The sequence below is a fragment of the Streptococcus oralis genome (assembly GCF_003943395.1).
GTDB classification, from domain to species: Bacteria; Bacillota; Bacilli; order Lactobacillales; family Streptococcaceae; genus Streptococcus; species Streptococcus oralis_BF.
Genome location: NZ_RJPJ01000001.1, coordinates 46,641 through 63,201, shown reverse-complemented (window position 1 = coordinate 63,201; position 16,561 = coordinate 46,641). Strand labels below are relative to the sequence as shown.

The following is a 16,561-nucleotide window of genomic DNA, read 5'->3' as shown; positions in this document are numbered from 1 at the left end:
TAAGCTAAACACTTATCCATCCATTACAATTCTAATATGGTAGTTTTTAGTTTCATTCTTTAGATTCTTCACAAGGAGATCATTCTGTTTTGATTGTCCGAAGAAAAAACTGACAGCTTTTCCAGCTTTTCTTTCGATACACAAATGATACCTTGCCCCGTTCAATTTGACACTTCGAATATATTTGACTTCAATCATTTTGATGTTATTCAGCGAAATGATTCTCTTCACAAATACAAAAGCATTGTGAATATAAAGTCTCCCATTGGCAATGTGAAACGGAGCAAAAAAATCACCACCACTACGACGGACAATTATAAAACGTCGCCAAAAGATTAGTAAAAGAATAGAGGCTAATAAGTAAAAGGCAAAACTAAAGACAGGACTTTCCCACATCGTTTTCATTCCAAGCAAAAAATATTCGAACATGCATTATTCTCCTTTGACCGACGGTTCTATTTGACAAAAACCAGTGAAAAATACAATTCACTGGTTTTTGAGGTTAATAACGTTGTTTATATGGTTTATTAAAGGCACTTAAGATATCATCAGATGTTTCCGAATATGCTTTAACTTCTTTAAAATCTCCTTTAACAATGATTCGCTCTGTCGCATCATAGTCGACACAGGTCACCAATGTGATTTCTTTGATACCATCACGGTCTTCAATTTCATCAACGCGATCAGGCGTTACGTGCTTCACCTCACGAATCTCATAGGTGTATACCTTATCCTTATCAGTCAGATAGATTTTCATTCCCTCCTTGGCATTGACCAAAGGTGAAAAGAGCATCTGGCTAGCATTTTCAGCAGTAAAGATATGGTGACTAGCGAGAGAATAGTTGCCTTCCCCCATTTTTTGGTTTGCTTTCATGGTCCCTGCCCCGTAGAACAAGTTTACATTATCTAAACCTTTAAAAATAGGTAGGTTGATTTCTACTTCAGGAATGGCAATCCCTCCGATAACTGGAAGTTGCTGAGAATCCCACTGGGCAGCTAACACCGCTTCCGATGAAATGGATTTGACAGAATCAAAATCGAAATTTCCTTCTGTCTCTTTATTTTCCTCAATCTTTTCCTTAGTCACCTGACTGACTTGGTATTTATTGGTATTCCAAACCATAAAGAGGTCACGAATTTGAGCATTAAAAATCAAGGCAAGGGATAGAAGAATTAAAAATCCAGCTAAAATATTGATTAGTATATTTTTACGGTTATTCTTCTTTATTTTTCTGTGGGACATTATGCTTCACCCTCTGTTTTCTCTTCTGTTGCTACCTCTTCTTTTTCTGCTGCGGCAACCGTTGTGAAGGTCACAATCTTAGCATTCTGGTCTAGACGCATCACCTTCACTCCCATAGTTGAGCGTCCTGTTTGTGAAATATTGGCAACATTTGTACGGATCATGACACCTGTATCTGTGATAATCATCAGGTCTTCATCCCCCTTAACAGTGAGGAGACCTGCAAGAGGACCATTTTTCTCAGCAACATTGGCTGTTTTCATCCCTTTACCACCACGTCCTTTAGTTGGATATTCAGTAGCAAGGGTACGCTTACCATAACCTTTTTCAGTGATGATAAGGACTTCGTCCTGGTTTGTAATCACGCTAGCACCAACTACTGTGTCACCCTCACGAAGATTGACTCCTCGGACACCTGTCGCGATACGGCTCATGCCACGAACAGCTGACTGATTAAAACGAACAGCATAACCAAACTTGGTACCGATGATAATATCCGTGTCTTCTTCTGTCAATAGAACATTAATCAATTCATCTTCATCTTTGAGATTCAAGGCTTTAAGTCCATTTTGACGAATATTGGCAAATTCTTTGACACTGGTTCTCTTCACAACACCGTGACGAGTTGTGAAGAAGAGATAGGCATCATCACTACGTTCAGACTCAACGTTGATAATGGTCTGAATACTCTCACCCTCGTCCAACTTCAAAAGATTGACAACTGGCAATCCTTTGGCTGTACGACCATATTCTGGGATTTCATAACCTTTAAGGCGATAGACGCGTCCTTTATTGGTAAAGAAGAGCAAATGATCATGTGTGCTGGTTGAAACCAATTCACGCACAAAGTCATCATCCTTAACTCCCGTACCTTGGACTCCACGACCACCACGTTTTTGAGCAGTGAACTCACCTTGGTCCAGACGTTTGATGTAGCCCTTGTTAGATAGGGTAATCAAGACATCTGTCTCTTCAATCAAATCTTCATCTTCAAGGGTCAAGACCTCTCCGACCATCAACTCGGTACGACGTTTGTCACTAAACTTGCGTTTGACTTCGTCTAGCTCCTCTTTGATGATTTGAGCCACGCGCTCAGGCTTGGCAAGAATATCAGCCAAATCTGCAATCAAGGCAATCAATTCATCATACTCTGACTGAATCTTATCTCGTTCCAATCCTGTCAAACGACGAAGACGCATATCAAGGATAGCCTGACTTTGACGTTCAGAAAGTTTGAACTTGCTCATCAATTCGGATTGGGCTTCCGCATCCGTTTCACTAGCACGGATAATACGAATCACTTCGTCGATATGGTCTAGCGCGATTAAAAGACCTTCTAAGATGTGCGCACGCGCTTCTGCTTTTTCCTTGTCAAAACGAGTACGGCGAACAACCACTTCTTTTTGGTGCTCGATATAAGCATCCAAGATTTGACGAAGGGACAAGATTTTTGGCACACCATTTTGAATCGCCAACATGTTGAAACCAAAATTGGTTTGCATCTGGGTCATCTTGAAGAGGTTGTTAAGGATAACATTGGCAGACGCGTCGCGCTTGACCTCTATCACAAAGCGAACCCCTTCACGGTTGGACTCATCACGTACGGCTGTAATGCCCTCAAGACGTTTTTCCTGAACCAAGCGAACAATATGCTCATGGACCTTGGTTTTATTGACCATGTAAGGAAATTCCGTTACCACGATGCGCTCACGACCCGTCTTAGTAGTTTCAATCTCTGTACGAGAACGAAGTACGATGGAACCTTTACCAGTCTCATAGGCCTTATGAATACCTGATTTCCCCATAACAAGGGCACCAGTTGGAAAATCTGGACCAGGTAAGACTTCCATCAAGTCCTTAGTCGTCACTTCAGGATTGTCCATAACCAACTTCACCGCATCAATGGTTTCACCCAGGTTGTGAGGAGGAATGTTGGTAGCCATCCCAACAGCAATCCCAGTTGCCCCATTGACCAAAAGGTTTGGAAAACGAGCTGGCAAAACTAAGGGTTCACGTTCATTGGCATCGTAGTTGTCTACAAAATCAACCGTATTTTTATTGATATCACGAAGCATTTCCAGAGCAATCTTGCTCATACGTGCCTCGGTGTAACGCTGCGCAGCGGCACCATCTCCGTCCATAGAACCAAAGTTTCCATGCCCGTCGACAAGCATGTAACGATAGCTCCACCACTGGGCCATGCGGACCATGGCTTCATAAATTGAGGAATCTCCGTGGGGGTGATATTTACCCATAACATCCCCTGTAATACGGGCTGACTTTTTATGGGGTTTGTCTGGAGTAACACCTAGTTCATTCATTCCGTAAAGAATACGACGGTGAACAGGCTTTAAACCGTCTCGAACATCAGGAAGAGCACGCGCTACGATAACACTCATGGCGTAGTCGATAAAGCTGGTCTTCATCTCCTTTGTCAGATTAACATTCACTAAGTTTTTATCCTGCATTAATAAATGCCTCATTTCACTATTAGTAACTAGATATATTATACCATAAATTGTAGGCCATTTCAGTCTTTGGCAATCGCTAAAACGTTTACATCAAGAACAAGAGGGCATATCCGTGACAAAGCTTTTTAAAAGTGATAGAATGAAAGTGTCTGGGGAATTCCCTAAAAAAAATGAAGGAGATGTTTAGAAAATGACTTCTACTAAACAACATAAAAAAGTGATCCTTGTCGGTGACGGTGCCGTAGGTTCATCTTATGCTTTCGCGCTTGTTAACCAAGGAATTGCACAAGAGCTTGGAATTATCGAAATTCCACAATTACACGAAAAAGCTGTTGGTGATGCGCTTGACCTTAGCCACGCCCTTGCCTTCACTTCACCTAAAAAAATCTACGCTGCTCAATACTCTGACTGTGCAGACGCTGACCTTGTTGTTATCACTGCAGGTGCTCCTCAAAAACCAGGTGAAACTCGCCTTGACCTTGTAGGTAAAAACTTGGCTATCAACAAATCAATCGTAACACAAGTTGTTGAATCAGGTTTCGATGGTATCTTCCTTGTTGCAGCTAACCCAGTTGACGTTTTGACTTACTCAACTTGGAAATTCTCTGGATTCCCTAAAGAACGTGTTATCGGTTCAGGTACTTCACTTGACTCAGCACGTTTCCGTCAAGCACTTGCTGAAAAATTGGATGTTGATGCTCGTTCCGTTCACGCCTACATCATGGGTGAACACGGAGATTCTGAGTTTGCGGTTTGGTCACATGCCAACATCGCTGGTGTAAACCTTGAAGAATTCCTTAAAGATACTCAAAACGTTCAAGAAGCTGAATTGATTGAATTGTTCGAAGGTGTTCGTGACGCTGCCTACACAATCATTAACAAAAAAGGAGCTACATACTACGGTATCGCAGTAGCCCTTGCTCGTATCACAAAAGCAATCCTTGATGACGAAAATGCAGTACTTCCACTTTCAGTCTTCCAAGAGGGTCAATACGGAGTTGAAAACGTCTTTATCGGTCAACCAGCTGTTGTTGGTGCACACGGTATCGTTCGTCCAGTAAACATCCCATTGAATGACGCTGAAACTCAAAAAATGCAAGCATCTGCTAAAGAATTGCAAGCTATCATTGATGAAGCATGGAAAAACCCTGAATTCCAAGCAGCTTCTAAAAACTAATGAAAAAAAGGTTCTCATACATGGGAACCTTTTTCTTTTTGCACAGAATCATAACTCAACTTTTCAAATAAACAAAAAAAGCCTATTGACCAAGCAATGAAGCTTGATACAATAGGCTTTTTCTAAATTCATTATTTAACAGCGTCTTTAAGAGCTTTACCAGCTTTGAATGCTGGAACTTTAGAAGCTGCGATTTTGATTTCTTTACCAGTTTGTGGGTTGCGACCTTTACGTGCAGCACGCTCACGAACTTCAAAGTTACCGAAACCGATCAATTGAACTTTTTCACCAGCTGCAAGGTATTCAGTTACTGCTGCGAATACAGCGTCAACTGCTGCTGCTGAATCTTTCTTAGTCAATTCTGTAGCTTCTGCTACTTTAGCGATCAAATCTTGTTTGTTTGCCATGTTAATAATTCCTCCAAATAATTTCTAATTAACAAATATAATCATATCCTAAAATCGCCCACAGGTCAAGTCAAAAACGCTATTTCTAACGATTTTTCTCTATTTTTTTAGGAATGATATCGAACTAAGATAGCCCACGCATTTTCGCCTGTATGGGTCTGAATAATAGAGCCTGTTTCCAATACTGAGATTGGTTTTTCGACATAAGTTTGTAAAACATTCTTCATCTCATTGGCCCATTCATTGGTACCAGCGTAGGAAATTCCAATCTCTGCAACCGATTTATGAGAAAGGGTCTCGGCCAACTCGTCAAGCCATTTTTTAAATGTCTTAGCACCGCGCCCCTTTACAATAGGTTGCAGTTCATGCTCCTTCATTTGCATGACGACACGAATATTTAACAGAGAACCGATCAAGCCTGTCACACGCCCAATACGACCACCTTTGACTAAATTTTCCAAAGTCGAAACACCGATATAAAGTTCAGTATGATTTTTCACATCTTCCACACGTGCCAAGATAGTTTCTAAATCTTTTCCTTCTTGAGCAAGTTTAGCAGCTTCAACAACTTGAAACTTCATCGCCTGGTCTGTAAAAGAACTATCAATAACGGTCACATCAGCGCTAGAGAGGCTTGCTCCTTGGCGAGCAGCTTCAACAGTACCAGATAGTGCATGGGACATGTGAATAGCGAGAATCTGGCTACCATCTTTACCTAGCTCTTCAAAAACTTCAGCAAATACTCCCACTGGAGGCTGACTGGTTTTGGGTAGGTTTTTACTCTCTTGCATGAGATGAAGGAATTCCCCCTCTTTCAAATCTGCATCAGAATAAAGGATACCATCAATCATCACAGATAAAGGGACAACGGTGATATTTAATTCTTTAACCACTTCTGGTTCAATAGTAACAGAGGAATCCGTTACAATTTTTACTTGTGTCATATCTTCAATCTTTCTATTCTTCTCAATAAGATAGGGATTTATCACCTTTATTATATCAAAAAATTGTTAAAAAATCATAAGAGATCCAATTAAAACGCTTGAAAATTTGGTATAATCTATCTATAGAAAAAGCGAGGGAGAATCATGATTCGAAAAGTTCAGCCTATTATCACTATCATACTAGGGGCAGCTATTTATGCCTTTGGTCTCACCTACTTTGTAGTTCCCTATCATCTATTTGAGGGTGGTGCGACAGGTATTACACTCATTACCTTCTACCTCTTTAAAATTCCAGTCTCACTGATGAACCTCTTGATCAATATTCCTTTATTTATCCTAGCCTGGAAAATATTTGGTCCTAAAACTCTCTACACCAGTCTCTTGGGAACTATCTCCCTTTCTGTCTGGCTTGCTGTCTTTGAAAAAATTCCTTTACAGTTTGACCTACAAGGGGATCTCATTATCGTTTCGCTAGTTTCTGGTGTTTTACTGGGAGTCGGTTTAGGAGTCATTTTTAATGCTGGTGGGACTACTGGTGGTTCTGATATTGTTGCCCGTATCCTCAACAAATACACCAATATTTCAATTGGAAAATTGCTTTTCTCGCTTGATTTCATTATTCTAATGTTGATTTTGATTATCTTCCAAGATTTGCGCCTAGTGACTTATACTCTCTTATTTGACTTTATCATCGCTCGTGTTATTGACCTGATCGGTGAAGGAGGTTATGCTGGTAAAGGATTTATGATTATTACCCAATATCCTGATCAGTTAGCCAAAAAGATTAACGATGAACTCGGACGTGGCGTTACCTTTATATCTGGTCAAGGCTACTACAGCAAAAAGGATTTAAAAATTATCTACTGTATCGTCGGTCGGAACGAAATCGTTAAAATGAAGGATATGATTCACCAAATCGATCCTCAAGCCTTTATCACCATCACAGAGGCCCATGAAATTCTTGGTGAAGGATTTACTTATGTAAAAGATTAAAAAAGCTGGGAATTCCCAGCTTTTATTCTTCTTCAGAAAGTGTAGAGTGACGATAGCCATAAGTAAAGTAAATCACTAGTCCAACCAACAAAGCAAGTCCAAAGGCAATCCATGTTTCCTTGGTATACTGAAGCATAAAGGAAAGACAGATAAGAATGGAAAGGATTGGCAAAAGCGGCACTAAAGGAGTTTTGAATTCTCCTTCTTTTGGCATGCCCTTATCCTTTCTAAGCTTGATAATACCGTAGGCAAGTAAAATGAGATAAGCTAGCGTACAGATATTTAAAAAGGCAGCGATACTGGCTAGCGGAAAGACTCCTGCTGCAATGGCTGAAGCAACTCCTGTTAAGATGGTCGCATTTTTAGGAACGCGACTGGTCTTGCTTAATTGTTTGAAGCTTTGAGGTAAAAGTCCATCACGTGCTAAACTATAAATCATCCGAGACAGAGCGTAGGTCATGGAAATACATACGGTTATCAGGGTTAGAATGGCTACCAGTGAAACATAGTTGGCTGCCCAGCCAATTCCGATACTACGCAATGAAAAGGCCACTGCATCGTCCACATTGAGTTTGCTATAGTGAACAATTCCAGTCAATACTATTGTTACCAAGGCATAGAGAATGGTGACGATTGTCAGAGAAAGCACGATTCCGCGGGGAATATTTTTTTGCGGGCTTTGAATTTCATCAACTGCCATGGAAATAGACTCAAATCCGAGAAATCCAAAGAACATCAAAGATGCACCCGCCATTATTCCAGTACTTCCACCATATAGTTGACCAAAGCCAAAGGGAGCAAAATTTGACCAATTTTCAGGTTTAATGTACCAAATACCAACTAGGATAAACAGGGCGAGAGCAGAGAATTTCAAGACTACTAAAAGCGAATTAAAGCGCAAGGCTGCCTTAGAATTTAATAAAACCAATCCTGTTACCAAGGTAAGTACTAAAATAGGCAGAAGATCTACATAGGTGCCTTGTTCAGGGTTAAAGATGCCATTCAAGGCTTGGGGCATGGAGATGCCATAATTACTGAGCAATCCCTTAAAGTAAGCTGCCCAGCCAGACGCCACACCTGAAACAGCCGTCATGAATTCCATGATGGTCAACCAGCCAGCAATCCAGGCTGGCAATTCTCCTAAAATCGCATAGAGATAACTATAAGCGCCACCAGTTGCAGGCACACGCGAGGCAAATTCTGCAAAAAAGAGCGCTGATAAAGAAACACATAGGGCAGAAATCACGATGGAAACCACTAGTGATGGACCAGCTAGTGTAGCTGCCGCTGTTCCTGTAATGGTGAAAATCCCCGTCCCTACCATAGCACCGATTCCTAATAGAATCAAATCCCATAATTTCAAATGGCGATGCATCTCTGTCTGTCTCAGACTAACATCCTTGGTTCTAAAAATATTCATACTTCATCTCCACTAAATGTAATTGTTTTATTTTACCATATAGAAGCACTTTTGTGAATATTTATTAGATTCTTTTTTGAAAAAAATCTGAACAGGAAGGATTCCTGCTCAGATTTTGCATATTCTTACCCAACAGACCCTTCCATTTCATAGCTAATCAAGCGATTCAGCTCAACTGCGTATTCCATTGGAAGTTCTTTTGTGAAGGGCTCTACAAATCCCATGACAATCATCTCGGTTGCTTCAGATTCTGACAATCCGCGGCTCATGAGGTAATACAATTGTTCTTCAGAAATCTTAGATACCTTGGCTTCGTGTTCCAAAGCAACTTGCGAGTTGTGGATTTCATTGAATGGAATGGTATCTGACGCTGACAAGTCATCCATGATAATAGTATCACACTCGATGTGAGAAACAGATTTCTTAGAGTTCTTGTTAAAGGTTACTTGTCCACGGTAGTCCACCTTTCCTCCGCCTTTAGCGATGGATTTAGACACGATAGACGAGCTTGTATGTGGAGCGTTGTGAATCATCTTAGCACCCGTATCTTGGTGTTGCCCAGCATTGGCAAAAGCGATAGAGAGCATGGTACCACGCGCTCCTTCTCCATCTAGGTAAACAGATGGGTATTTCATAGTTGTTTTGGCACCCAAGTTACCATCAATCCACTCAACAGTCGCATCTTTCAAAGCTTTGGCACGTTTTGTTACCAAGTTATAGACATTATCAGACCAGTTTTGGATAGTTGTATAACGCATATAAGCTCCGTCCAAGGCAAAGATTTCTACGATGGCAGCGTGCAAGCTATTGCTTGAATAAGTTGGTGCTGTACATCCTTCTACGTAGTGGACACTTGCTCCCTCGTCAACGATAATCAAGGTACGTTCGAACTGACCTGTATTTTCGTTGTTGATACGGAAGTAGGTTTGAAGCGGAATATCAACCTTGACACCTTTTGGTACGTAGATAAAAGTTCCACCAGACCATACTGCCGAGTTGAGGGCGGCCAACTTGTTATCAGTCGGCGGTACCAACTTCGCAAAGTATTGTTTAAACAAGTCTGGGTATTCCTTGAGGGCAGAATCCGTATCTGTAAAGATAATACCTAACTTCTCAAATTCTTCTTTCATGTTATGGTAAACCACTTCTGACTCGTACTGGGCAGAAGCTCCTGCTAGATAAGCACGTTCAGCTTCTGGAATACCGATACGTTCAAAGGTTTCTTTAATCTTTTCAGGTACATCATCCCAAGAACGGGCTGGTTTGTCAGATGGTTTTTGGTAGTAGATCAAATCATCAAAGTCAATCTCTGACAAGTCTGCTCCCCATGTTTGCATAGGCATTTTTTTGAAGGTTTCATAAGACTTCAAACGGAATTCTAACATCCACTCAGGCTCAGCCTTAGCAGCGGATAATTCACGAATGACTTCTTCGTTCAATCCTTTTCCTGTCGATAGGACAGGCTCTACATCGTCATGGAAACCAAATTTATATTCACCAAGGTCAATTGGTTTTGGTTCTACTCTTTCTTCAGCCATAATATCCTTTCTTTCTTCATTTCTAATGATTTATAAGACAAAAGCAACTTGTCTTACTTGTTTTCTTGATCTTCAATTGTTTTCTTAAGTGCATTCCAAGCTAGAGTTGCACACTTGATTCGTTGAGGGAATTTAGCAACACCTGACAAGAAGGCTCCATCCCCGAGTTGGTCTTGGCGGTCATCCTTTTGACCTTGAACCATTTCAGAAAAGATGGTTGCAAGTTCTAGAATTTCTTGCTTGGTCTTCCCTAAAACAGCATCTGTCATCATACTAGCAGAGGCAGTTGAGATGGTACAACCTGAATTTAGAAAAGCAATATCTTCCAAGCGGTCTTCTTCATTAAACTTGACAGATAGGTTGATGACATCCCCACAGGTTGGATTATTGAGGCTGATTTGCTCAGCATCTTCCAGTTTCCCTTGGTGATGTGGATTTTTCGAATGGTCTGCTACCACTGCCATATATAGGCTATCTAGTTTAGAAAGTGCCATTGAAAAACTCCTTTGTCTTTTGTAGAGCATCGACTAGTTTGTCACAATCTGCCTTAGTATTGTAGATATAAAAACTTGCACGAGCTGTTGCTGGGACTTCCAAATACTGGAGCAAGGGTTGCGCACAGTGGTGACCTGCACGAACTGCTACCCCTTCATAATCCAGTGCTGTAGCTAGGTCATGGGGATGAAGATCGCCTAGGTTAAAGGCAATGACACCTGAACGTTGAGCCAAATCCTGTGAACCGTAAATGGTCAAACCATCGATTGCCTGCAATTTTGGAAATACGTATGAGATTAATTCCTGTTCATGGGCTTCAATGGCATCCATACCGATGTTTTCTAGATAATCCACTGCTGCAGCAAGTCCAATAGCCCCTGCCATATTAGGCGTTCCAGCCTCAAATTTCCAAGGCAATTCCTTCCAACTAGCAGATTGCTCATAGACAAAATCAATCATCTCGCCACCAAATTCAACTGGTGACATTTGCTCAAGATACTTTGCTTTGCCATAAAGAACACCCATACCGGTTGGTCCAGCCATTTTGTGACCCGAAAAGGCAAAGAAGTCCACATCCAAGTCCTGGACATCAATCTTCATATGAGGCGTAGACTGAGCACCATCCACCACCATGATAGCTCCAACTTGGTGGACTAATTGCGTGATTTCTTTGATCGGATTGACTACACCAAGAACATTGGAGGCGTGAGCTAGGGAGACAAACTTGACTTTATCAGTCAATTTAGCTCGCAAGTCATCCATATCCAAGGCACCGTTCTTGAGATAAACATAGACAAGCTCTGCTCCAGTTTTGCGACAGGCCTCCTGCCAAGGAATGATATTGGAATGGTGTTCCATGACAGAAATCAAGACTTGATCTCCTTCAGTCAGAATTTCCTCAGCGAAGCGTGCCACCCAGTTAAGGCTGGTTGTCGTTCCTCTGGTAAAAAGTACTTCCTTTGTAGAGCTTGCATTGATAAACTTACGAATGGTTTCACGAGCAGCTTCATAAGAAGCTGTCGCACGCTCTGCCAAAGTATGAACCCCACGGTGAACATTGGCATTGTCCTGCTTATAGTAGTGGTTAATCGTCTCCAGAACTGCTAGTGGTTTTTGTGTCGTCGCAGCATTGTCCAGATAGACCAGCGGTTCATCGTTGACAATCTGGTCTAAAATTGGAAAATCCTTGCGAATCGCTTCTACATCTAACATAGGCTTCCCCTTAGCGTTTTGACAATTTTTCTTCGATCGTTGCAATCATTTCATCACGAACTTCTTTGACTGGAATCTCAACAATTACGGAGCCAAGGAAACCACGAACAACCAAACGCTCAGCTGTCGCCTTATCCAAACCACGGCTCATGAGGTAGTACATATCTTCTGGATCCACCTGCCCGATAGAAGCCGCGTGACCTGCAGTTACGTCATTTTCATCAATCAAAAGAATTGGGTTGGCATCTGAACGTGCTTGGTCTGAAAGCATGAGAACACGGCTCTCTTGTTGCGCATCTGCTCCCTTAGCACCCTTGATAATGTGGCCAATACCGTTGAAAGTCAAAGTTGCTTTTTCAAGAATAACCCCATGTTGGAGGATATTTCCGATTGAGTTACATCCGTAGTTAGTCACTCGAGTATCAATCCCTTGAATCTGACGGCCACTTGATAAGGCGACAACCTTAAGATCAGCATGGCTACCATTTCCAATCAAGTCACTATCAAAGTCCGCAACGACATTTCCTTCGTTCATGACACCGATTGCCCAGTCAATGCTTGCATCGTTGCCAAGTTTACCACGACGGCTAATGTAGGCAGTGACATTTTCACCTAAACGGTCAATAGCAGCAAATTTCACTTGCGCACCAGAACGAGCAATCACTTCTACAGTAATATTGGCAGTTGCTTTTACACTACCTCCACCTCGTGACTCTAAACGTTCAAGGTAACTAATCTTGCTGTTTTTACCAGCAATAATGAGGATATGCTTGTTAAATGGCACATCGCTATCGCTGTCTTGGTAGAAAATACCTTCAATTGGTTCTGTAATCTCAACATTATCAGGAATGTAGAGAACAGCACCACTGTTAAAGTAAGCTGTATGGTAGGCTGCCAACTTGTCGTCATCATACTTAACTGATGACATGAAGAATTCCTCGATAAGCTCTGGAATTTCTTCTAAAGCTGAGTGGAAGTCTGTAAAGACTACTCCTTGTTCAGCTAACTCAACTGGAGTTTGCTCAAAAACAGTTTGCGTTCCTACTTGCACCAACTTCAAGTGGTTATCTAGAGCCGTGAAGTCTGGAACATTTGCTGAAGGTTCACTTTCTGTGATGGTTCCATCCCCCAGATTCCAGCGGTGGAATTTGACACGCTCAATAACTGGTAATCCCAAACTCTCAATCTTATCAAAAGCTTTTTGACGGAGGTCAGCTAACCAGCTTGGTTCAGCATGCATTTCTGAAAAAAGTTTAATAGTTTCTTTAGTCATTTACTTCTCCTAAAAGATACGAGGAAATTACAATTCTTCCTTGTAGTCGTAGCCAAGTTCTTCAGCTAGTTTTGCGTATCCTTCACGTTCCAAACGCGCAGCCAATTCTGGACCACCAGAAAGGACAACACGACCTTCCATCATCACGTGTACCACGTCTGGTGTGATGTAGTTCAAAAGACGTTGGTAGTGAGTAATAATCATAGCACCAAAGCCTTCACCACGCATGGCATTCACACCTTTCGATACGACTTTAAGTGCGTCAATATCAAGACCTGAGTCAATCTCATCTAAAAGGGCGAAAGTTGGTTCCAACATCAAGAGTTGAAGAATTTCATTACGTTTTTTCTCACCACCTGAGAAACCTTCGTTGAGGTAACGCTCTGCCATTTCTTCTTTCATGTTGAGCAATTCCATTTTCTCGTCTAGTTTAGTGATAAACTCACGAACGGAGATCTTTTCATCATCTTCTTTACCAGCATTCATAGCTGCACGAAGAAATTCAGCGTTGGTAATTCCTGGAATTTCTGATGGGTATTGCATGGCAAGGAAAAGTCCCATACGCGCACGCTCATCAACTTCCAATTCAAGGATATTTACCCCGTCAAACAAGACTTCACCTTTGGTAACTTCATAGTTAGGGTTCCCCATGATAGCGGCTGAAAGAGTTGATTTACCCGTACCATTTGGTCCCATGATAGCTGCGATTTCTCCTGTTTTTAGAGTCAGATTGACTCCTTTCAAAATTTCTTTTCCTTCAATCTCAACGTGAAGATCTTTGATCTCTAATACTGACATGATAGTTCCTTTCTTTTTCAAACATTTTGCTCAATACTTTAGGAAATTGCTTACAATCCCTAAAAAATAGGACAAAAGGTCAATAAATATACTCTACTAGTATAACAAAAAAAAGCCTAAAAGGCTTTGATTTTGTCTAGAAGCTGAGCGCTAATCCTTGCGGTTTAAGTGTTGATCAATAGCGTCTACGATTTTTCCCATCACGTAACTTAACCTAAAATTTCGAAAGAGTAGAATGGCCCAAAAAGCTGCCATAACATAGCGACCAGTCATCAAAGATTCATTGAAAAAATAAGTCTCAGCAGCCGTGAATAATGCTATTATGATAAATTGTTGTCTATTCATAGGATTATTGTACCATGAAATCCACTTTTAGTCTTCTTCGACCATGACTTTATCAGCCAGAAATTCGAATCCTTCTGGAATCAGGCTTTCTTCTTCTACCTCTTGCTCAGCTTGAGAAGACTTGTTTTTAGCTGAAAATGCTGCTCGAACCTCTTTCCATTCCTCTAGGGAAATAGCCAGAATCTCAGGGGAAAACCCAGCTGCTTGGCTGAGAATATTGCCAAACATGGTATTGAGGTTGTCCCTTTTCATGGTTTGACCAGCATTGAAATTAGACTCAAAGGCTAAAATAGCATGGTGTTCGTTGGCCGCAACTGGTTGAGAACCTACGAGCAGAGCCTTATCTGGACCAGCTAAGCTTTCAATCACTTCTCCCCATGCATTCTGGAGGCGAATCAAGTTTTGCCGTGCCAATTCAGGATTTTCAACAGCTTCTTGTAGGATAGCCTGAACCTTATTACGGTCTACTCGATAGACAGTCTTAGAAGTGGCTGGACGGCTAGGAACAGGCGTAACTTGTTTAGGAGCTGTGCCCACATTGGCAAGTTCTTGTTTAAGACGAGCGACTTCCTGTCTTAGTGCAGAAATTTCACTTTCGACAGCTTCTGAAAGTACTGATTCAGGCTTAATCTCAGCTAAACGAATAGTCATCATCTCAGCATAAATCTTAGGTTGCAGGCTAGCTTTCATATCCGCCAAACTCACAGTCGCTATTCGAATCATTTCAAAGAGACTTTCCTGAGAAAGAGCTAGATTGTCCATAAAAACTGGACTATGATGAGTATTTTCGCCACCTGTCTGAACAACCAGTAGATCACGCAAATACTGCAAGAGATCCGTCACAAAACGAGTCATGCTCTTACCATTTTCAAACAAAAGATTCAAAGAATCAAGAGCTTTTGGTACATCCTGCTGGGATAAGGCTGCTACATAATCATCAAGTGCTGATAGACTAATGGTGCCTGTAATCTCCTCAGAGATGGCAGTCGTGAGCTCGTTCCCTTGAGTCAAGCTCAAAGCTTGATCCAGAATAGACAAGGCATCCCGCATCCCACCTTCAGCTCGTCTGGCAATGATTTCTACAGCATCTGGCTCAGAACTGATATTTTCTTTTTCTAAAATATGATGAATATGTTCCTTAATATCTTGCGTTTTAATGGATTTAAACTCAAAACGTTGGACACGCGATAAAATGGTTGCTGGAATCTTGTGCAATTCGGTGGTCGCCAAGATAAAGACAACGTTCTGGGTTGGTTCTTCTAGGGTCTTCAAAAGCGCATTAAAAGCTCCTGTAGACAGCATATGAACCTCGTCGATAATGTAGACCTTATAACGTGCCAAACTAGGAGCATAGGTGGATTTATCACGAATTTCTCGGATTTCATCAACTCCGTTATTCGAAGCTGCATCCATTTCGATAACATCTTCTAAGCTACCTTCTGTCACAGCCTGACAGATATAGCAGTTATTACACGGTTCTCCGTCCACTTGGTTCGGACAGTTCATAGCCTTGGCAAAAATCTTGGCTACACTGGTTTTCCCAGTTCCACGAGGACCTGAGAAAAGATAGGCATGACTAATCTTTTCCTGCTCGACCGCTTGTTTTAGGGTTTTAGCCACAACCTCTTGACCTACCAGTTGTGAAAAAGTTTGGCTTCTATATTTTCGATAAAGTGCTTGATACATTAGGCTTTCTCCTCAAACATCGTAAAGTCCCATTCTGTCTTCTCAAGCAAAATAGCGACAAATTGTTCCAAGTAATCACGGTCAATGGCATTGTAATCATCAATAAGTGAAGAATCTAGGTCTAAGACACCCAGCAATCGACCATTCTTGAGCATGGGAACTACGATTTCACTCTTGGCCATACTATCACAAGAAATGTAGTTTGGATAGGTACTCACATCGCCAACTAAAACAGTCTCTTGAAATTCAGCAGCTTCCCCACACACGCCCTTCCCAAGCGGAATGCGAATACAAGAAACACCACCCTGAAAAGGTCCTAAAACCAACTCGCTACCATCAAACAGATAAAAACCTGCAAATACAGTATTGGGAAAGCGAGATTTTAGGAGGGCACTAGCATTCGAAAGATTGGCAAGAATATTGCTCTCACCTTCAAGTAAATAAGAGAGTTCCTCATTTAACAATTGATATTGTGATTGTTTTTCTGAATCTAACATAGAACTATTATATCAAAAATGGGAAAGAGACAAAAGAAAAATCCCTTGTTTTAAACAAAGGA

At 41.4% G+C, this 16,561-nt stretch carries 16 protein-coding genes; 2 read left to right on the top strand and 14 right to left on the bottom strand.

The genetic code is table 11. From position 1 onward, the window contains the following. Positions 1–12 precede the first annotated feature (12 nt). The 3 genes from D8802_RS00355 to gyrA all read right to left on the bottom strand — a co-directional run bounded on the left by D8802_RS00355 (position 13) and on the right by gyrA (position 3,711). Positions 13–429 carry a hypothetical protein gene (locus D8802_RS00355; protein ID WP_125394348.1) on the bottom strand — a complete coding sequence of 139 codons (417 nt, stop codon included), beginning with the start codon at positions 427–429 and terminating at the stop codon, positions 13–15. Between the two features lie 73 nt (positions 430–502). Beyond that, positions 503–1,243 carry a class A sortase gene (locus D8802_RS00350; protein WP_125394347.1) on the bottom strand — a complete coding sequence of 247 codons (741 nt, stop codon included), beginning with the start codon at positions 1,241–1,243 and terminating at the stop codon, positions 503–505. Further along, entirely contained in the window at positions 1,243–3,711 is a 2,469-nt protein-coding gene (gene gyrA, locus D8802_RS00345; protein WP_125394346.1) for a DNA gyrase subunit A, read from the bottom strand. The genes D8802_RS00350 and gyrA overlap by 1 nt, the downstream gene beginning before the upstream one ends. A gap of 193 nt (positions 3,712–3,904) precedes the next feature. Here gyrA and D8802_RS00340 point away from each other — a divergent pair, with 193 nt between their 5' ends. Further along, positions 3,905–4,891 (top strand): L-lactate dehydrogenase, encoded by a 987-nt coding sequence (locus tag D8802_RS00340; RefSeq protein WP_000204720.1) that lies wholly within the window; start codon positions 3,905–3,907, stop codon positions 4,889–4,891. Positions 4,892–5,022: 131 nt separating this feature from the next. Here the strand turns inward: D8802_RS00340 and D8802_RS00335 are convergent, their stop codons facing one another. Both D8802_RS00335 and D8802_RS00330 read right to left on the bottom strand, forming a co-directional pair. Beyond that, positions 5,023–5,298: an HU family DNA-binding protein gene (locus D8802_RS00335; protein WP_001284636.1), complete on the bottom strand. Its 276-nt coding sequence runs from the start codon at positions 5,296–5,298 to the stop codon at positions 5,023–5,025. Positions 5,299–5,405: 107 nt separating this feature from the next. Next, the gene (locus D8802_RS00330) at positions 5,406–6,242 is read right to left on the bottom strand and encodes a DegV family protein (protein ID WP_125394345.1); all 837 of its coding nucleotides are present in this window, start codon (positions 6,240–6,242) and stop codon (positions 5,406–5,408) included. Between the two features lie 144 nt (positions 6,243–6,386). On the opposite strand from D8802_RS00330, the gene D8802_RS00325 reads away from it, so the two are divergent. Beyond that, entirely contained in the window at positions 6,387–7,235 is an 849-nt protein-coding gene (locus D8802_RS00325) for a YitT family protein (protein WP_125394344.1), read from the top strand. Positions 7,236–7,257: 22 nt separating this feature from the next. Here D8802_RS00325 and D8802_RS00320 read toward each other — a convergent pair whose 3' ends face one another. From D8802_RS00320 to D8802_RS00280, 9 genes are all read right to left on the bottom strand, one after another. After that, complete coding sequence (locus D8802_RS00320) at positions 7,258–8,655, bottom strand: APC family permease (RefSeq protein WP_125394343.1); 1,398 nt, start codon at positions 8,653–8,655, stop codon at positions 7,258–7,260. A gap of 125 nt (positions 8,656–8,780) precedes the next feature. After that, entirely contained in the window at positions 8,781–10,193 is a 1,413-nt protein-coding gene (sufB, locus tag D8802_RS00315; protein WP_125394342.1) for a Fe-S cluster assembly protein SufB, read from the bottom strand. Between the two features lie 53 nt (positions 10,194–10,246). Continuing rightward, entirely contained in the window at positions 10,247–10,687 is a 441-nt protein-coding gene (sufU, locus tag D8802_RS00310) for a Fe-S cluster assembly sulfur transfer protein SufU (protein WP_125394341.1), read from the bottom strand. Then, the gene (locus D8802_RS00305) at positions 10,674–11,900 is read right to left on the bottom strand and encodes a cysteine desulfurase (protein ID WP_125394340.1); all 1,227 of its coding nucleotides are present in this window, start codon (positions 11,898–11,900) and stop codon (positions 10,674–10,676) included. Before D8802_RS00305 ends, sufU begins: the two co-directional genes overlap by 14 nt. Before the next feature lie 10 nt (positions 11,901–11,910). Further along, positions 11,911–13,173: a Fe-S cluster assembly protein SufD gene (gene sufD / locus D8802_RS00300; RefSeq protein ID WP_125394339.1), complete on the bottom strand. Its 1,263-nt coding sequence runs from the start codon at positions 13,171–13,173 to the stop codon at positions 11,911–11,913. A gap of 27 nt (positions 13,174–13,200) precedes the next feature. Next, positions 13,201–13,971 (bottom strand): Fe-S cluster assembly ATPase SufC, encoded by a 771-nt coding sequence (gene sufC / locus D8802_RS00295; RefSeq protein WP_000114489.1) that lies wholly within the window; start codon positions 13,969–13,971, stop codon positions 13,201–13,203. 150 nt (positions 13,972–14,121) lie between these two features. Beyond that, positions 14,122–14,316 (bottom strand): DUF3272 family protein, encoded by a 195-nt coding sequence (locus tag D8802_RS00290; RefSeq protein ID WP_001081605.1) that lies wholly within the window; start codon positions 14,314–14,316, stop codon positions 14,122–14,124. Positions 14,317–14,343: 27 nt separating this feature from the next. Beyond that, entirely contained in the window at positions 14,344–16,002 is a 1,659-nt protein-coding gene (dnaX, locus tag D8802_RS00285; protein ID WP_125394338.1) for a DNA polymerase III subunit gamma/tau, read from the bottom strand. Continuing rightward, positions 16,002–16,499, bottom strand: coding sequence for a GAF domain-containing protein (locus D8802_RS00280; RefSeq protein ID WP_125394337.1), 498 nt, complete (start codon positions 16,497–16,499; stop codon positions 16,002–16,004). Before D8802_RS00280 ends, dnaX begins: the two co-directional genes overlap by 1 nt. Positions 16,500–16,561 lie beyond the last annotated feature (62 nt).